The sequence below is a fragment of the Allobosea sp. P4_E12 genome (assembly GCF_056401655.1).
This window is the reverse complement of record NZ_JBFUIY010000020.1, coordinates 19,066-34,475: the sequence shown is the minus strand read 5'-3', so window position 1 is coordinate 34,475 and position 15,410 is coordinate 19,066. Positions and strand designations below refer to the sequence as shown.

Here is a 15,410-nt window from a genome sequence, read left to right as displayed (position 1 = left end):
GCATGCTCGTCGTCGAAGCTCTGGATGCCGGCTATGGCGAAGCGCAGATCCTGTTCGGCGTTGATCTCGCGATCGCCGAGGGCGAGGTGGTGACCTTGCTCGGCCGCAACGGCATGGGCAAGACCACGACGATCCGCGCCATCATGGGCCTGATTCCGGCGAAGGCCGGCCGCATCAGCGTCTCCGGCCGCGACCTGACCGGCGCTCCACCCTTCCGGATCGCGCAGGCCGGAATCGGGCTGGTGCCTGAAGGCCGCCAGATCTTTCCGACGCTCAGCGTGGAAGAAAATCTGATCGCCACGGCAGCCAGCCGCTTCGGCAAGCCGCGCTGGGATGTCGAGCGCATCTACACGTTCCTGCCGCGCCTCAAGGAGAGGCGAACCAATCGCGGCAACCAGCTTTCCGGCGGCGAGCAGCAGATGCTGGCGATCGGCCGGGCCCTGATGACCAACCCCAAACTGGTCATTCTCGACGAGGCGACGGAAGGGCTGGCGCCGATCATCCGCCAGGAGATCTGGTCCTGCCTTGCCGCGCTGAAGGCTGATGGCGAATCGATCCTGGTCATCGACAAGAATGTCGATGCGCTGGCCAGGATCGCCGACCGGCATATCGTCCTGGAAAAGGGCCGCGTCGTCTGGCGCGGATCGAGCGACGACTTGCGCAGCGACAGTGCTGTGAAGGATCGCTTCCTGCATCTTTAGAGAAGGAGAGACCGATGAAGCCACTGACAGCCGGCGTGACGAGGGCCAATCAGGGCATCGATGCCATCTCATGGAATATTCTCGGCCAGACCTATGTCCCGAAGACGCTGAGCGAGGATAGTTTCTCCTGGCATGCGATCTTCCCGCCCGGGACCTTCGTGCCGCCGCATGTCCACCCGACGCAGGATGAGTTCATCTATCTGCTCGAAGGCCGGCTTGATCTCGTTCTCGACGGAGAGGAAGCGCATGCCTTGCCCGGCGACCTGATCCGCCTGCCGCGCAACGTTCCGCACGGCATCTTCAACAAGAGCGACAGCCCGGCCAAATGCCTGTTCTGGGTCGCCCCCACCGGCCGGCTCTACGACCTGTTCTGGGCGATCCATTCGATGCCGGAGCAGAACCCCGCGGAGGTCGTCGCGCTCGCCGCCAAATACGAGATCGACTTCCTGCCGCCGCCTCCAGACGGGGCGTGACAAACCCCGCGGCGGGGAAGAAACCGGCCCGTGCGGAACCCGTGCCCGTGCATCCTGCGTTCATCTGCCGGCACTAGTCTGCCGAGCAATGATGGAGGATGAAACATGAGGAAGGCGACGCTTTCCCTTGGCTTGCTCGCCGCGTTCGCGGCGGGCAACGCGGCAGCGATGCCGCTCCCGGCGCCTGGCGAAACGGGCCTGCCGCTCACGCTGGCCCAGATGCGCTGCAATGAATTCCGCTGCATCAATCCGCGCAGCGGCGTCTACACCGAAAGCACCTGCGACTATCGCGGCTGCTATCCGAGCAGCCGCCCGCGTGGGCGGCTTGGCCCCTATGGCGAGGACTATCGCTTCGGGCGCCGTCGGCTTGACGATGATGACGACTATCCGCGCTACCGGGGATATCGCCGCTATCGCGAAGACGACGATGACGACGATTGATTTTCGCGGCCCCCTGCCCTCCGCGTTCGAGCATCCGCCACGATCCGACATGCAGCGTGCTGGAAGGACAACGCGTGCCGAGCCGTGCCCAGAGGAATCTGCTGAACAGCCGTTAAGGTTAATGCAAGGTTAAGGCTGCGCGACTCGCGCTAAAGTGGCAATTATCCCTCTTACGTAGCGGTAGGCAGAATGCCTGCGGCGGAAGTTTGGAGGGGGCGGCATCATGACGACCGAACGCCGTGAAGTTCCACGGCAGCGCACCCTGCTGGGCGCGCGCATCGTCTTCAACAACCGCCAATCCACGCTCGACTGCGTGGTGCGCAACCTTTCGGACGTTGGCGCCATGGTGCTCATCTCCGATGCCGTTGCCTTGCCGGCAGCATTCGAGCTTGAGATCGAGCATAAGCGACACGTCTACGGCGCACGCTTTCGGTGGCGCGATGGCGAGCGCGTCGGGATCGCCCTGGACGGGCGGCCTGCCTCAACCGCCGAAATCGTGCCTCTCGACCACGCCCGGCGCTTGAAGCAATGCGAGCAGAGCAATGCGCAGCTGAAGGCGCGCATTCAGCAACTGACCGAAGCCGGCTGATCGCCCCTCAGCGCCGGGTCAGCTGCTCCGGCGCAAAGCCGGCCTTGCCGGCATAGGATTTCACGATGGCCTCACGCCTTGCGTAACTCATGACCCGTTCGACATCGTCGAAACCATTCGGCGCGAGCGCCTCGACGGCATCGATCACACGTTCGGGGCCGCCAACCCGGTTCAAGGCCACGACCTGCGCCGTTGCCGGCAGGCGCACAGCCTCATAGGCCGCCAGCGCCTGACGCGGATGCTCGCTGCGGACCAGCGCATCGGCAAGCGCGCGCGCATCAAGGATCGCCTGCGAGGCCCCGTTCGAGCCGACCGGGTACATCGGATGAGCGGCATCGCCGAGCAGCGTGACGCGGCCATGGGTCCAGCGCGGCAGCGGATCGCGGTCGCACATCGGGTAATCCCAGAATCCGGGCGAGGCCTGGATCAGCGCAAGGATGTCGACGCCGGGAATCGAGAAACGGCGGGCATAGGGCAGCACATCCTCAAGCCTGCCCGGTTTCGACCAGGCCTCCTTCGGAGGCGGCTTCGCCGGATCCCCCGTCCGGATATTGACGACCCAGTTGGTTAGCCGCGTGCCGGGCTTGCTGCCCGCGGCGATCGGATACAGCACCAGTTTTCCGGCCATGCCGCCGGCGATGATCATGCTCTCGCCGTCGAGGAAGGCCGGCCAGTCACAAGCCCCGCGCCACATCTGCACGCCATTCCAGCGCGGCGCCCCCTGGTTCGGGAAATAATGTCCGCGCACGCTGGAGTGGATGCCATCGGCCGCGATCAGCACGTCGGCACGCGCCGTCTCGCCAGCCTCGCCGCGACGCGCATCGGTAAAATGGGCTGTCACTCCGCCCTCGTCCTGGACGAACCCCTGCAGCCGGCGCCCGGTTCGCAGAGCGCCCTCCCCCAGGCGCTCGCGCACAGCCGCGCAGATCACCCCCTGCAGGCGGCCGCGATGGATCGAGAACTGCGGCACCGGCGCCCCCCCATGGAGACCACGCGGCTCGCGCCAGACGGTCTGGCCAAAGCGGTTCATGTAGATGAGTTCGCGCGTCCGGATCGCGACGGCATCAAGCGCCGGAAGCAAGCCGAGCTCGGCCAGTTCGCCGATCGCATGCGGCAAGGTGTTGATGCCGACGCCGACCTCGCGGATATCACTCGACTGCTCGTAGACGGTGGCGGCGATGCCGCGCGCGTGCAGCATCAATGCGAGCGTCAGGCCGCCGATTCCGCCTCCGACGATAACAACCTTCATGCGTCCCCCCGCATCAGTATTCATTATTTTAAACTTGAAATAACAGGGCAAGATTTGTCAATGACCCCTGTCCTGGTGGCCGCCCCGCTGATTTTTTGCACTCCAGAGGCGGGAACGAAGCGAAATGCTGTGCGTATCTAGCCCCAATGCCGTGTTTTTGGACGTCAACCGTGCCAAGTGGCAGTTTCGCATAGGGCGGACATCCAGTCGTCGCGCGATTCGCGACGGCAGCAGGAATTAGCGTCCTCCCCAGCGACGACTAAGCAACACCGTTCTTCAGGAGAGTTTCATGACCAAGAACGAACTGATCGCCGCCATTGCCGACGAAACCGGCAAGACCAAGACCGACGTGTCCGCCATCCTCGGCTCGCTCGCAGCCGTCGTCGCCAAGACGCTGAAGTCCGGCGACGATGTTACGCTCGGCGGCGTCGGCAAGCTGTCGGCGGCCAAGCGCGAAGCCCGCGAGGCCCGCAACCCCTCGACCGGCGCCATGATCCAGGTTCCCGCCAAGACCGTCGTCAAGTTCAAGGTCACCAAGGACCTCGCCGACGCGGTGGCGTAAGCCGATCATATTTTAAAGCAGCACCTGGCCTTCGGGCCGGTGCTGCTTGACCCCGCCGCGGCCATCCGCACAGTGGGGCGATGTTCCTCCGTCTGTTCACCGATCTGCGCGCCGCCAAGGTTCCCGTCACGCTGCGGGAGTGCCTGGCCTTGCTCGAAGGCGTGGAAGCCGATCTCGCCGAGCACCGCGTCGACGAATTCTATTATCTCGCTCGCACCTGCCTGGTGAAGGACGAGCGCCATCTCGACAAATTCGATCAGGTCTTCGCCCAGGTATTCAAGGGCATGGAGACCCTGCAGCAGGCGATCGAACAGGCCGGCATTCCCGAGGAATGGCTGCGCAAGCTCGCCGAGAAATTCCTGACCGACGATGAAAAGCGCGAGATCGCGGCAATGGGCTGGGACAAGCTCTGGGAGACGCTGAAGCAGCGGCTCGCCGAGCAGCAGGGCCGGCATCAGGGCGGTTCGAAATGGATCGGCACTGCAGGGACCTCGCCCTATGGCGCCTATGGCTATAATCCCGAGGGCGTCCGCATCGGCCAGGACAGCAACCGCAACTTCCGGGCGATCAAGGTCTGGGACAAGCGCGAGTTCAAGGATTTCGACGACACGCGCGAACTCGGCGTGCGCAACCTGCGCGTCGCATTGCGGCGGCTGCGCCGCTTTGCCCGCACGGGAGCGGCTGAGGAACTCGACCTCGACAACACCATCTCGGAAACGGCCAAGCACGGCTATCTCGACGTGCAGTTGCGGCCCGAGCGCCGCAACGCGGTCAAGGTGCTGCTATTCCTCGATGTGGGCGGCTCGATGGACTGGCATGTCGAACTGGCCGAGGAGCTGTTCTCGGCGGCGCGGGCCGAGTTCAAGCATTTCGAGCATTTCTACTTTCACAACTGCCCCTACGAACGGGTCTGGCGCGAGAACAGGCGCCGGCACGATCAGGTCATATCGACATGGGACATCCTGCGGACCTATTCGGCCGACTATCGCATCGTCTTCGTCGGCGACGCCTCGATGAGTCCCTATGAGGTTGCAATGCCCGGGGGCTCGGTCGAGCACTGGAACGAGGAAGCGGGCGAGGTCTGGATGCAGCGCCTGGCCGGTCATTTCCCGAAATCGGTCTGGCTCAACCCGGTCCAGCAGCAGCTCTGGAGCTATACCCAGTCGATCCGTCAGATCGGCGGGCTGATGGGCGGGCGCATGTTTCCGCTGACACTGGACGGGCTGGACGGCGCCATGAAGGTACTGGCCCGCTGACAAGTCCGCGGGGAGCCGCTATGGCTGCCGCCATGCAAGATGACGATGATGCGCTCCCGCCGTCCTGGCGCCAGCGTCCCAAGCCGGTCGGCTTCGAAATCACGTACCGCCTGAAGGGCGATACGCTCGAGATCGACAGCACACGCAAGGTCGATCAGGTCAGGCTCTCGGCGGTCGAGCAGGTTCGCTTCGTCTATGCGCCGAGCAATATCTCCTCGAAGGGATTCAAGACGCAGCTCAGGCTGAGCGACGGCAAGAGCATCACCTTCGGCAACCTGTCCTGGCGCTCGCTCACCGACATGGAGCGTGACGATGCCGGCTATCGTGCCTTTGTCGAAGCGCTGTCGGCCGCAATCGTCAGGGCCAATCCCCGCGCCCGTTTTCTCGCCGGCAAGCCGAACTGGAACTGGCTGCTGCTGACCGTGGTCAGCGGCCTGTCCCTGCTCATGTTGATCATGTTCACGCTGCGCGCCTTCCTGCAGGGCTCCAGCTCGGCGGGATGGCTGGGTATCCTGCTTGCTCTCGCCTCGCTCTGGCAGGTCGGGCCGATGGTCAAGCTCAACCGTCCCCGCGAGCTGCAGACAGGCGAAGTACCGGACGACCTGGTGCCGCGCGCCTCGGCAGGCTGACAGGCCGCTTTCCGGCCGCCTCAGCCGCTGCGCACGACCAACACCGAGCACTTCGCGCGGCGCACGATGGCCGATGCATTGGAGCCGATGACATAGGCGAGCATGCCGGGCTCGTGCGAGCCGATCACGATCAGATCGGCGCCGCTCGCATCGGCTTCCGCCAGCACCTCTCCATGGATCGAAYCGACCAGCACCTTTGCGGAAACACGATCCGGCGGCAACGGAATGCCCGCCGCGATATCGGCGAGCTTGGCCTCCGCCTCGCTCTGTTGTTCGGTGTCGAAATCAGCCGGCACGAACTCCATGTAGGTGATCGGCACGAGCGACCGGACATAGACCAGCCTTATGGTTCCGCCTGACGCTTCGGCGAAGGACACCGCCGCGTTGATGGCGAGCGCCGCGAAGTCAACCTCGGCAAGATCAACGGGAACCAGAATCGATCTGTACATCGCATCCCCCCGATTTTCGGCATCGCCAGATTCCGCAGCCGCCGCCCTACGATACCACATCCAGGCACGCGCAGCGTTCCGCATGGTCGCCATGACAGGGCGGAATTGACGCAGCCCGGGCCTCGCCTAGAGTATCGCCGCACGGAAGCAGTCTTGTGAAGTCCGTGGCGGCGCCGATGGCCGTTCCTCCTGTCCGGTAATCCGATGTGACCGACGCCCAGCCCGCCTCAGGCCCGCCACGCGGGCTGCTGCACTCGCCTGCCGCCTTCCTGATGGTGCTGGCCTTCGTCAACTGGCTCGGCTTTGCAAGCTGGAGCGCGCTGCTCAACAATTTCGCCAAGGAAGCCGCCGGCTTCACCGGGCAGGATATCGGCATCCTGCAATCCGTCCGCGAGATTCCAGGCTTCCTCGCCTTCACGGCGATCATCCTGTTCTGGTTCATGCGCGAGCAGATCCTCGCCTATCTCAGCCTGCTCACGCTCGGCTTCGGGGTTGCGATCACCGGCTTCTATCCCAGTCTCGGTGGCCTCCTGATCACCACCACGATCATGTCGCTCGGCTTCCATTACTACGAGACCGCGCAGCAATCCCTGCAGCTGCAATTGCTGCCCAAGGCGGAGGCCCCAAGGCTTCTCGGCAAGATCGCAGGCGCCTCGGCCGCCGCACAGCTGCTTGCCTTCGGCTCGATCGCGCTGATCTGGCGGCTGTTCCAGCCGGGTTACACGATCATCTTTGTGGTGGCGGGCCTGCTCACCATCTGCCTGACCGGCGCCACCTGGCTGCTGTTTCCACGCTTCCAGGGTGCCGTGCCGCAGAACAAGGGCTTCGTCCTGCGCAAGCGCTACTGGCTCTATTATGCCCTGACCTTCATGTCGGGCGCGCGCCGGCAGATCTTCATGGCCTTTGGCGGCTTCCTGCTGGTCGAGCGTTTCGGCTACGATGTCGCAGCGACGGCTACGCTTCTGCTTGCGACCTACGGCATCAACACCTTCGTGGGGCCGATGCTCGGCCATCTCGTCGGGCGTGTCGGCGAACGTGCGACGATCCAGCTCGAGAACATCTCTCTGATCGCCGTCTTCGTCGGCTATGCGCTGGCAAGCCACGGGCATTTCGCCGGCTGGGGCGTCTTCGTCGCCGGGGCACTCTTCATCGTCGACGGGGTCTTCTTCACGCTCGTCCTGGCGCAAAGGACCTATTTCCAGAAGATCGCGGACCCGGCCGATATCGCCCCGACCTCTGCAGTGGCCTTCACGATCAACCACATCGCCGCAGTCTTCCTGCCCGTGACCTTCGGACTGCTCTGGATCCGCGACCCTGCGATCGTCTTCTACATCGGCGCGGCGGTCGCCACCGTCTCGCTGACGCTGGCTTTCCTGGTCCCGCGCCATCCCGTGCCCGGGCGCGAGACAATGCTGGCGTCAGTCGTGCCGGCTGCGGCCGAGTAGGACCGCCCTAGGCCCGACTGCTCAGCCCTGACGGGCCGGCGTGCGCACGACGAGACCGTCGAGTTCGTCGCGAACCCTGATCTGGCACGAGAGCCGCGAGGTCGGGCGCACGTCGAACGCAAAGTCGAGCATATCCTCTTCCATGGACTCGGCATGGCCGGTCTTCTCGGCCCAGGCATCGTCGACATAGACGTGGCAGGTCGCGCAGGCACAGGCACCGCCGCATTCGGCTTCAATGCCGGGAATCCCGTTGCGCACGGCCGTTTCCATGACCGTCGAGCCGGTCTCGGCCTCAACGGTACGGCTTTCTCCCTGGGCATCGATGAAAGTGATCTTCGGCATCATAAACTCCGGCGGGGCCAACGCCGGCACCGCTTAGAGCATTTCCAGGCATTGTGGAAAGAGCGTTGACCGCCTGACCGCCCCTCAGGCGGCGCAATCGATCGTGGAAATCGCAGCGCGTGCCTCGGCCGCGGCCAGGGCCAGGGCATCCATCGCATTGTCCCTGCGCGCCGGATCATCGCCAGCCAGTTGGCGTTCCATGGCATCGGCGGCTTCGGCAACCGACCAGGCTCCGATCGCGCTGGCCGCTCCCTTCAAGGTATGCGCCGCGTCCATCCTGGCCTTGATGTCGCTGCCGGAATGGATCGTCCGCAAATGGCTGATGCATTGCTGCGCGAAGAGCGTCAGCAGCTCGCGCTCGAGGTCGTGATCGCCGCCGGTCTGGCGGGCGAGGTGAGCAAGATCAATGGCTTTTTGGGGCATTGGAGCACTCGGAAACACGCATTTTGTACGAGCCGACTTGGCGGCTCCCATGCTCAAACAAGCGCCAACATGGTGAACGAGGCGTTAACGACGTTTGTGAATCGGGGCCTCAAATGGGTTCCAATCGCATAGAGCCTCCACTACCCTTCCAACTGGTAAATGATGGGCGCATTGTCCCTCCTGATGTCGGTCGCCAGAGGCGGCGCCCGGCAGCGCGAGGGTCGCGGCGATGTCGACCCATCGAAGTAGCGTTGCGAGGCGGCAATCATGACCCGACAGAACAAGCTCCAGGACCCGACAGAAGCGGCGATGTCCGCGATCGAGGAGGCCCTGCGGCTCGACCAGTCGAAGCCCCTCGGTGCGGAGCCCCACCCATCCGAACCGAAGCTGCCTTCGGCCACTGAAGGCGATCTCAAGCTCGACCTGCCTCGCGTCGAGCCCGCGCCCAGGCCGCCGGAACCCGCCCCCGCACCGCAGGCAGCGGCCCCACGCCCGGCGATCGCGCCCGATACCAGCCGCGTCGCCAATGACGACCGCCGCGATTCCAGTTCCCTCGTCCAGGCCTTCTCGGTCCGCCCCTCGCGCCGCCCCTCCTGGTTCGCGGGCTTTGCCTCGCTGCTCTGGCTCGCCGGCGTCGCCTTCGTGCTCGTCGGCCGCTTCGGGTCGTTCAGCGGCGGCGTGCCGGAAGGCCTCGCCGGCTTCGGCCCTGGCGAATGGGCCATGCTCGCATTGGCGATCGGCACCCCCATCGTCTTCTTCTTCGTGCTCGCAGCACTGTACCGCCGCACCCAGGAGATGCGCCTCGTCTCGCGTGCGATGACGGAGGTCGCGTTGCGCCTGGCCGAGCCGGAAGTGGTCGGCGCCGATTCCGTTCTCTCGTTGAGCCAGACCATCCGTCGAGAAGTCGCCGCCATGGGCGACGGCATCGAGCGCGCCGTCGCACGCGCCGGCGAACTGGAAACGATCGTGCGCGGCGAGATCGCCACGCTCGAGCGCGCCTATGCGGATAACGAAATCCGGCTGCGCGCGCTTATCGACGAGCTCGTCACCCAGCGGGAATCCGTTGTGGGCAATGCCGAGCGCGTGAAATTCGCGATCAGCGGCGCACATGAGTCCCTCTCCAAGGATCTGGAAAGCGCCAGCCGCAGCATTGCCGAAGCCGTCTCTCAGGCCGGCGACCGCGTCACCGGCTCGCTCGGCGAGAAGGGCGACCAGATCACGGTCGCGCTCGGCCGCGCCGGTGAGCGCATGATCGACGAGATCAGCGGCCGCAGCCACGAACTGGTCGAACGCCTGCAGATCACTTCAGGCGAGGTCAGCGAGCGGCTGTCCGGCGCCAGCGACAACCTGTCGACGATGCTCGACGGGCGCGCTCAGGAAATTGCCTCCTCGCTGGAGCGTACCGGCCAGGTTCTGACAGAGGGCCTAACCTCGGGCGCCCGCGACGTCACCAAGGCGATCAGCGAGACCGGCTCGCAGGTCGTCGAGACGCTGACGGCGCGGGTCGAGACCGTCAACGAGACCCTGAGGCAGACGGGCGAAAGCCTGGCCCAGGAGATCTCGGAGCGGGGCACCACCGTCGCCGAGCGCTTCGAGCAGAGCGGCCGCACGCTGGTCGGCCTGATCGAGGGCCAGAGCGAGACGCTGACCCAGCGTATCGCGGAGACCGGAGAGACCCTGCGCAGCTCGCTCTCGAGCGAAGGCGAAAGCGTCACCACGCGCCTCGCCGAGGTCGGCCGCGGCGTCCACAGCCTGCTCAGCCGGCAGCATGAGAGCATGGCTTCGCGCCTGCTTGAAGTCGGCAACAACGTGCACGGGCTGATCGACAGCCAGGGCGAGACGCTGGTCAGCCGCCTCACCGAGACGGCCCGCACCGTCGAGGACGTGCTGCGCGAACGCGGCGACGCCATCGTGCTGCGTTTCGACGAGGCGAGCAAATCGCTGGGGGATACGGTCGGCCGCCAGGGCGACGAACTGACGACCCGGATCACCGATGTCGGCACCAGCCTGCATGGGCTCTTCACCGAGCAGGGCGGCAGCCTCGTGACCCGCCTCTCCGAGACCGGCGAGATCGTGCATACCCTGCTCGATCAGCAGGCCGAGAAGCTCACCAGCCGCGTCTCCGGCGCCGGGAAGGATGTCGAATCCCTGCTCGACCGCCATGGCGAAACGCTGGCCGCCCGCCTCGGCCAGACCGGCGAGGACGTGCACAAGCTCCTGAACGAGCAGGGCGATGCGCTCGTCGCCCGCCTCGGCCGCAGCGGCAAGGATGTCCAGAACCTGATCGGTCAGGAAGGCGACAACCTGGTCGCGCGCCTCGGCCTTGCCGGGCAGGAAGTCCACAGCCTGATCAGCGAACAGCGCAGCTCTCTCATCACCAGCCTGTCCGAGACCGGCACCAAGGTCAGCGCCCTGCTCGAAGAGCAGACCGGCGGCATGACGGTGAAGGTCTCGCAGGCCGGCCTCGACATGCAGGATCTGCTCAGCGGCCAGAGCCAGGCGCTGGTCACGCGGGTCGCCGATGTCGGCCGCTCCGTGCACAACCTGCTCGCCGAACGCGGTGGCGCACTGATCACCCAGCTTGCCGAGACCGGAGAGAACCTCCACCTCAAGCTCGGCGAACAAGGCGATGCGCTTGCGACCCGCGTGACGGAAAGCGTCGAGAGCGCCCGCTCCGCACTTGAGCAGCAGCAGGCCGGCTTCATCGCCCGCCTCGGCGAAACCAGCCAGGAGGTCGGCGCCCTGCTCGGCGAGCAGCGCGAGACGATGATCCGCGATCTCGTCAGCACCGGCCGCGAGGTTCACACCCTGCTCGGCGAGCAGAGCGAGGATCTGGCACGGCGCATGACCGACGCCACCCGCAGCCTCACCGAGACCATCAATGTCGATGGCCGCCATGTCGCCGAAACTGTCAGCGAAGCGACACAGGGGTTGCGCGCCACCTTCACCGTGCATGCAGAAGACGCGCGCACGCTTCTTGCCGACACCGGCAGGGAAATCGTGCTGGCGCTGACCCAGCAGGGGGGACGCGTCAACGAGGCCCTGGCCGCCAATGCCGAGTCGATGCTGCGCTCGGTCGAGAACCGTGCCCAGGCGCTGAACGAGACGCTGGCAAGCCGCCACGACGCGCTGAACCAGCTCTTCGATACGCAGGGCCGCCAGATCGACGGCACCCTGGCTGCGCGCCTCGCTGCCTTCTCCGAGCTGTTCGAGACCCAGGGTCGGGGTATCGAGGCCACGCTCAACGAGCGGCTTGTCTCCCTGTCCCAGCTCTTCGACTCGCAAGGGCGCGTCATCGAGCACGGCCTCAACGACCGCCTCGCCGCACTCACGCATCTGTTCGACTCGCAGGGCCGCGGCATCGAGAGCAATCTCAGCGAGCGTCTCGTCGCCTTCACCCAGCTGTTTGAAACGCAGGGTCGTGGCATCGAGACCAGCCTCAACGAACGCCTCGCCGCCTTCACCCAGCTGTTCGACACGCAGGGCCGTGGCATCGAGACGGGCCTCAACGAGCGCCTTGCTGCCTTCACTCATCTGTTCGACACGCAGGGTCACGGCATCGCGAATGGCCTCGACGAACGCCTCGAAGCGTTCAACCAGCTGTTCGACAGCAAGGGCCACGGTATCGCCAGCGGCCTCGACGAACGCCTCGAAGCGTTCAACCACCTGTTCGACAGCAAGGGCCAAGGCATCGCCGGCGGCCTCGACGAACGCCTCGAAGCGTTCAACCAGCTGTTCGACAACAAGGGCCAAGGCATCGCCAGCGGTCTCGACCAGCGCCTCGCCGCCTTCAACCAGCTGTTCGATACCAGGGGCCACGGCATCGCGAGTGGCCTCGACCAGCGCCTCGCCGCCTTCACCCAGCTGTTCGATACCAAGGGGCACGGCATCGCCAGCGGCCTCGACGAACGCCTCGCGGCCTTCACCCAGCTGTTCGACAGCCATGGTCACGGCGTCGCGAGCAGCCTCGACGAACGCCTCACGGCCTTCACCCAGCTGTTCGACACGCATGGTCACGGCATCGCAAGCGGCCTCGACGAACGCCTCGCGGCCTTCACCCAGCTGTTCGACACACAGGGCCGCGACATCGAGAGCGGCCTTGGCGAACGCCTTGCCGCGTTCACGAGCCTGTTCGACACGCAGGGTCGCGAAGTTGAAGCCGCGCTCGGCATCCGCCTCGACGCCTTCGAAGACATCGTGGTCCGTCAGGGCGGAGCCCTTGCAACCAAGCTCAGCACAGACACGCGCGAATTCACCGAATCCGTGGCGGCGCGCCTGAACGAGGCCGAGCGGCTGCTGACCGGCGACGGCCAGGCGCTGGCCGACCGCATCGGCACCCGCGCGGCAGAGGCCGCCGATATTCTCGCCGCCCGAACCCAGGAAGCGGCGACGGCCATGGAAGAGCAGATCAAGGTGTTCGAGGAGCGTTCCGGCGCCAAGAGTGCCGAGATCGCCACCTCCCTTGACGGGCTCATTGCCCGCATCGACGGCAATCTCGGCTCGCGGGCCACCGCGCTCAACGAGGCGCTGGTCGAACGCACTGTCGACATCGCCCGCGTGCTTGCCGAGGGCGGCCGGGAGGTCACCCGAGCCCTGGCGGCAAAGGCAGACGAGATCGGGGACGTCGTCACTTCGAAGAGCGAGTCGCTCACGCGCACGCTCAGCGAGAAGGCCGATACCATCAACGCCACCCTTGGCGGGCGGGCGTTGCAGATCGCCGATACGCTCGACCAGAGCGTCGCGCGCTTCGAGGAGCGCGTGGTCAACCGTCTCGACTCCGTCTCCGGGACGCTCGACACGCGCGGCCAGCAGATCGCCGACACACTGCACAACAAGTCCGAGGAGATCTCGGTCTCGCTCGGGGCCCGCGCCGACGAACTGCGCGCCCTGTTCGACGACAAGGGCGGCGGCATGGTTGCGGCGCTCGGCCTGCGCGGCGAGGCCATCGCCAACGAGGTCGCGTCGGTCGGCGAAACCGTGGTCAGCGCCATCGAGAGCCGCGGCTCTTCGATCCTCGCCGGCCTGCGCGAACGCGGCACCGAGATCACGGCTGCGCTCGACACCTCGTCGGCGGGGCTGCGCGACACGCTTGAGGTCGGAACGCGCCAGTCGGTCGAAGCCCTGGTCAGCACCAACGAGCAGCTTCGCGGCGAGCTCGGCGGCATGCTTGGCCGCCTGGGCGAAGCCAACAAGCTGATGCAGCAGATCGTCAACGGCGCGAACAAGAACCTCGGCGCGATCGAGGCCGGCCTGTCGGAGCGCGTCAGCGACCTGCAGGCAGTGCTCGCCACCGTCATGGACGAGACCAAGGGGGCGACGGAACAGGTCGCGGCCCAGGTCGAGGAGCTCAAGGCCTTCTCGGAAGGCACCTTGCGCCAGACCGCTGCGCTTGTCGGCCAGCTCGACGGCCAGGGCACCTCGCTCTCCGAGGTTACCCAGGCAAGCACGGCTGCGCTGCACGCTGTTGCCTCGCGGCTCGAGCAGGTCGAGGCGCGTGTCGGCAAGGCTCTCGCCGATCGCAAGGACACGCTCGAGGAAGTGCATGGCCTGATCTCGGGCAAGACCGACGACATCGAAACGATCACGCGCTCCTTCGCGGCCTTGATCGACGAGTCGCTGAGCAGCGCCGAAGCACGCGCACGCCAGATCGGCGGCGTGCTGACAGAGTCGGCCGAAGCCACGACCGGCGCGATCATGCAGCAGTTCGAGATGATCCGTGCCACCACGGGCAAGGAGCGCGAGCGCACTGCGCACGCTCTGCGCTCGGCCTATGAGCAGGTCAGCGGAGAACTCGGCAACGAGCTGTCCAAGGTCACGGAACGCTTCCAGGGCGCCGCCGAGGACATGCGCAAGATCTCCACCGAGATCCAGCGCGAGCTCGAGGCGACACGCTCCGAACTGAAGCGCGGCGTCCTCGACCTGCCGAAGGAGACGCAGGAATCGACGGCAGAGATGCGCCGTGTGGTTGCCGAGCAGATCAAGGCGCTCAACGAGCTGACCGAAATCGCGACGCGCGCCGGGCGCAATGCCGGCCCTGCCGAAGCCCCGGCTCGCCGTCCGGCTGCGGTCATGCCGGCAGCCCCGGCCTATTCCGCCTCCGTCACGCAGGCACGCGTGACGACCCTGGCCGAACCGCTGCGGCCCTCGATCGATGCGACAGCCGAGCCTGCCAAGCCGGAACCGCGCGCCGATGCGAAGGCAGCCCCGGCTCGCCCGACGCCCGCACCGGACGCTTCGCGCCGTCAGGCCACACCGGAACAGCCCCCGGCCAAGTCCGGCTGGCTGTCCGATCTGCTGAACCGCGCCTCGCGTGAGGACCGGCAGGCGGAGCCGAGCAAGCCGACTGCGCACTCGATCGAGAAGCTCGATTCGCTCTCGGTCGATATCGCCCGGATGATCGACCACGATGCGGCCGTCGAGCTCTGGGACCGCTACAAGCGCGGCGAGCGCAACGTCTTCACGCGCCGGCTCTATACCCTGCAGGGTCAGCAGACCTTCGACGAGATCCGGCGGAAGTACCGCCGCGATGCGGAGTTCAAGGAGACGGTCGACCGCTACATCGACGAGTTCGAGCGCCTGCTCGGCGAGGCGGCCAAGGACGACCGTGACTCGATGGTGGCGAAGACCTACCTCACCTCCGAGACCGGCAAGGTCTACACCATGCTGGCCCATGCGAGCGGGCGCTTCGAGTAAGCGCCCCTCCACCACCCCGAAATGCAAAACGGCCGCCCAATCGGGCGGCCGTTTTCATTGAAGCCTTGCGAACTCGATGTCGCTTTCGCCCAGAGCACATTGCGAAAACGTGGCGACGGTTTTTCGCATTGAGCATGCTCTCAACAATGAGAGTAGAT

The 15,410-nt window shown here is 65.8% G+C and carries 12 protein-coding genes and 1 pseudogene; 9 read left to right on the top strand and 4 right to left on the bottom strand.

The window, feature by feature from the left end:
- Positions 1–2: 2 nt before the first annotated feature.
- The 4 genes from AC1DW9_RS23630 (at position 3) to AC1DW9_RS23615 (ending at position 2,204) form a co-directional block, all read left to right on the top strand.
- Positions 3–701, top strand: coding sequence for an ABC transporter ATP-binding protein (locus AC1DW9_RS23630; RefSeq protein ID WP_441489102.1), 699 nt, complete (start codon positions 3–5; stop codon positions 699–701).
- A gap of 14 nt (positions 702–715) precedes the next feature.
- On the top strand, positions 716–1,174 hold the full coding sequence (locus AC1DW9_RS23625; RefSeq protein WP_441506645.1) for a cupin domain-containing protein: 459 nt from the start codon (positions 716–718) through the stop codon (positions 1,172–1,174).
- Between the two features lie 105 nt (positions 1,175–1,279).
- Positions 1,280–1,615, top strand: a complete 336-nt coding sequence (locus AC1DW9_RS23620; protein ID WP_441506646.1) for a hypothetical protein — start codon at positions 1,280–1,282, stop codon at positions 1,613–1,615.
- Positions 1,616–1,838: 223 nt separating this feature from the next.
- Positions 1,839–2,204, top strand: a complete 366-nt coding sequence (locus tag AC1DW9_RS23615; RefSeq protein ID WP_441489100.1) for a PilZ domain-containing protein — start codon at positions 1,839–1,841, stop codon at positions 2,202–2,204.
- A gap of 7 nt (positions 2,205–2,211) precedes the next feature.
- Here AC1DW9_RS23615 and AC1DW9_RS23610 read toward each other — a convergent pair whose 3' ends face one another.
- A complete protein-coding gene (locus AC1DW9_RS23610) occupies positions 2,212–3,453 on the bottom strand; it encodes a flavin-dependent oxidoreductase (protein WP_441506647.1) in 1,242 nt (413 codons plus the stop codon).
- Between the two features lie 277 nt (positions 3,454–3,730).
- On the opposite strand from AC1DW9_RS23610, the pseudogene AC1DW9_RS23605 reads away from it, so the two are divergent.
- The 3 genes and pseudogenes from AC1DW9_RS23605 to AC1DW9_RS23595 all read left to right on the top strand — a co-directional run.
- A pseudogene (locus AC1DW9_RS23605) lies at positions 3,731–4,015 on the top strand (HU family DNA-binding protein); the annotation flags it as partial.
- Positions 4,016–4,095: 80 nt separating this feature from the next.
- Complete coding sequence (locus AC1DW9_RS23600) at positions 4,096–5,271, top strand: vWA domain-containing protein (RefSeq protein ID WP_476768488.1); 1,176 nt, start codon at positions 4,096–4,098, stop codon at positions 5,269–5,271.
- Between the two features lie 32 nt (positions 5,272–5,303).
- Complete coding sequence (locus tag AC1DW9_RS23595) at positions 5,304–5,900, top strand: hypothetical protein (protein WP_441489097.1); 597 nt, start codon at positions 5,304–5,306, stop codon at positions 5,898–5,900.
- Between the two features lie 20 nt (positions 5,901–5,920).
- Here AC1DW9_RS23595 and AC1DW9_RS23590 read toward each other — a convergent pair whose 3' ends face one another.
- Positions 5,921–6,349 (bottom strand): universal stress protein, encoded by a 429-nt coding sequence (locus AC1DW9_RS23590; protein ID WP_476855196.1) that lies wholly within the window; start codon positions 6,347–6,349, stop codon positions 5,921–5,923.
- A 206-nt stretch (positions 6,350–6,555) separates the two neighbouring features.
- Here AC1DW9_RS23590 and AC1DW9_RS23585 point away from each other — a divergent pair, with 206 nt between their 5' ends.
- On the top strand, positions 6,556–7,794 hold the full coding sequence (locus AC1DW9_RS23585) for an MFS transporter (protein WP_441506649.1): 1,239 nt from the start codon (positions 6,556–6,558) through the stop codon (positions 7,792–7,794).
- A 21-nt stretch (positions 7,795–7,815) separates the two neighbouring features.
- Here AC1DW9_RS23585 and AC1DW9_RS23580 read toward each other — a convergent pair whose 3' ends face one another.
- Both AC1DW9_RS23580 and AC1DW9_RS23575 read right to left on the bottom strand, forming a co-directional pair.
- Complete coding sequence (locus AC1DW9_RS23580) at positions 7,816–8,136, bottom strand: 2Fe-2S iron-sulfur cluster-binding protein (RefSeq protein WP_069882120.1); 321 nt, start codon at positions 8,134–8,136, stop codon at positions 7,816–7,818.
- An 84-nt stretch (positions 8,137–8,220) separates the two neighbouring features.
- Positions 8,221–8,559: an Hpt domain-containing protein gene (locus AC1DW9_RS23575; RefSeq protein WP_441489095.1), complete on the bottom strand. Its 339-nt coding sequence runs from the start codon at positions 8,557–8,559 to the stop codon at positions 8,221–8,223.
- A 267-nt stretch (positions 8,560–8,826) separates the two neighbouring features.
- Between AC1DW9_RS23575 and AC1DW9_RS23570 the strand changes: the two genes are divergently transcribed.
- Positions 8,827–15,252, top strand: coding sequence for an apolipoprotein A-IV repeat region-like domain-containing protein (locus AC1DW9_RS23570; RefSeq protein WP_441506650.1), 6,426 nt, complete (start codon positions 8,827–8,829; stop codon positions 15,250–15,252).
- Positions 15,253–15,410 lie beyond the last annotated feature (158 nt).

What these genes read in the sequence shown, in the direction of transcription:
- AC1DW9_RS23630 (WP_441489102.1), top strand. Translation starts at nt 3, where the DNA reads ATGCTCGTCGTCGAAGCTCTGGATGCCGGCTATGGCGAAGCGCAGATC.
- AC1DW9_RS23625 (WP_441506645.1), top strand. Translation starts at nt 716, where the DNA reads ATGAAGCCACTGACAGCCGGCGTGACGAGGGCCAATCAGGGCATCGAT.
- AC1DW9_RS23620 (WP_441506646.1), top strand. Translation starts at nt 1,280, where the DNA reads ATGAGGAAGGCGACGCTTTCCCTTGGCTTGCTCGCCGCGTTCGCGGCG.
- AC1DW9_RS23615 (WP_441489100.1), top strand. Translation starts at nt 1,839, where the DNA reads ATGACGACCGAACGCCGTGAAGTTCCACGGCAGCGCACCCTGCTGGGC.
- AC1DW9_RS23610 (WP_441506647.1), bottom strand. Translation starts at nt 3,453, where the DNA reads ATGAAGGTTGTTATCGTCGGAGGCGGAATCGGCGGCCTGACGCTCGCA.
- AC1DW9_RS23600 (WP_476768488.1), top strand. Translation starts at nt 4,096, where the DNA reads ATGTTCCTCCGTCTGTTCACCGATCTGCGCGCCGCCAAGGTTCCCGTC.
- AC1DW9_RS23595 (WP_441489097.1), top strand. Translation starts at nt 5,304, where the DNA reads ATGCAAGATGACGATGATGCGCTCCCGCCGTCCTGGCGCCAGCGTCCC.
- AC1DW9_RS23580 (WP_069882120.1), bottom strand. Translation starts at nt 8,136, where the DNA reads ATGCCGAAGATCACTTTCATCGATGCCCAGGGAGAAAGCCGTACCGTT.
- AC1DW9_RS23575 (WP_441489095.1), bottom strand. Translation starts at nt 8,559, where the DNA reads ATGCCCCAAAAAGCCATTGATCTTGCTCACCTCGCCCGCCAGACCGGC.
- AC1DW9_RS23570 (WP_441506650.1), top strand. Translation starts at nt 8,827, where the DNA reads ATGACCCGACAGAACAAGCTCCAGGACCCGACAGAAGCGGCGATGTCC.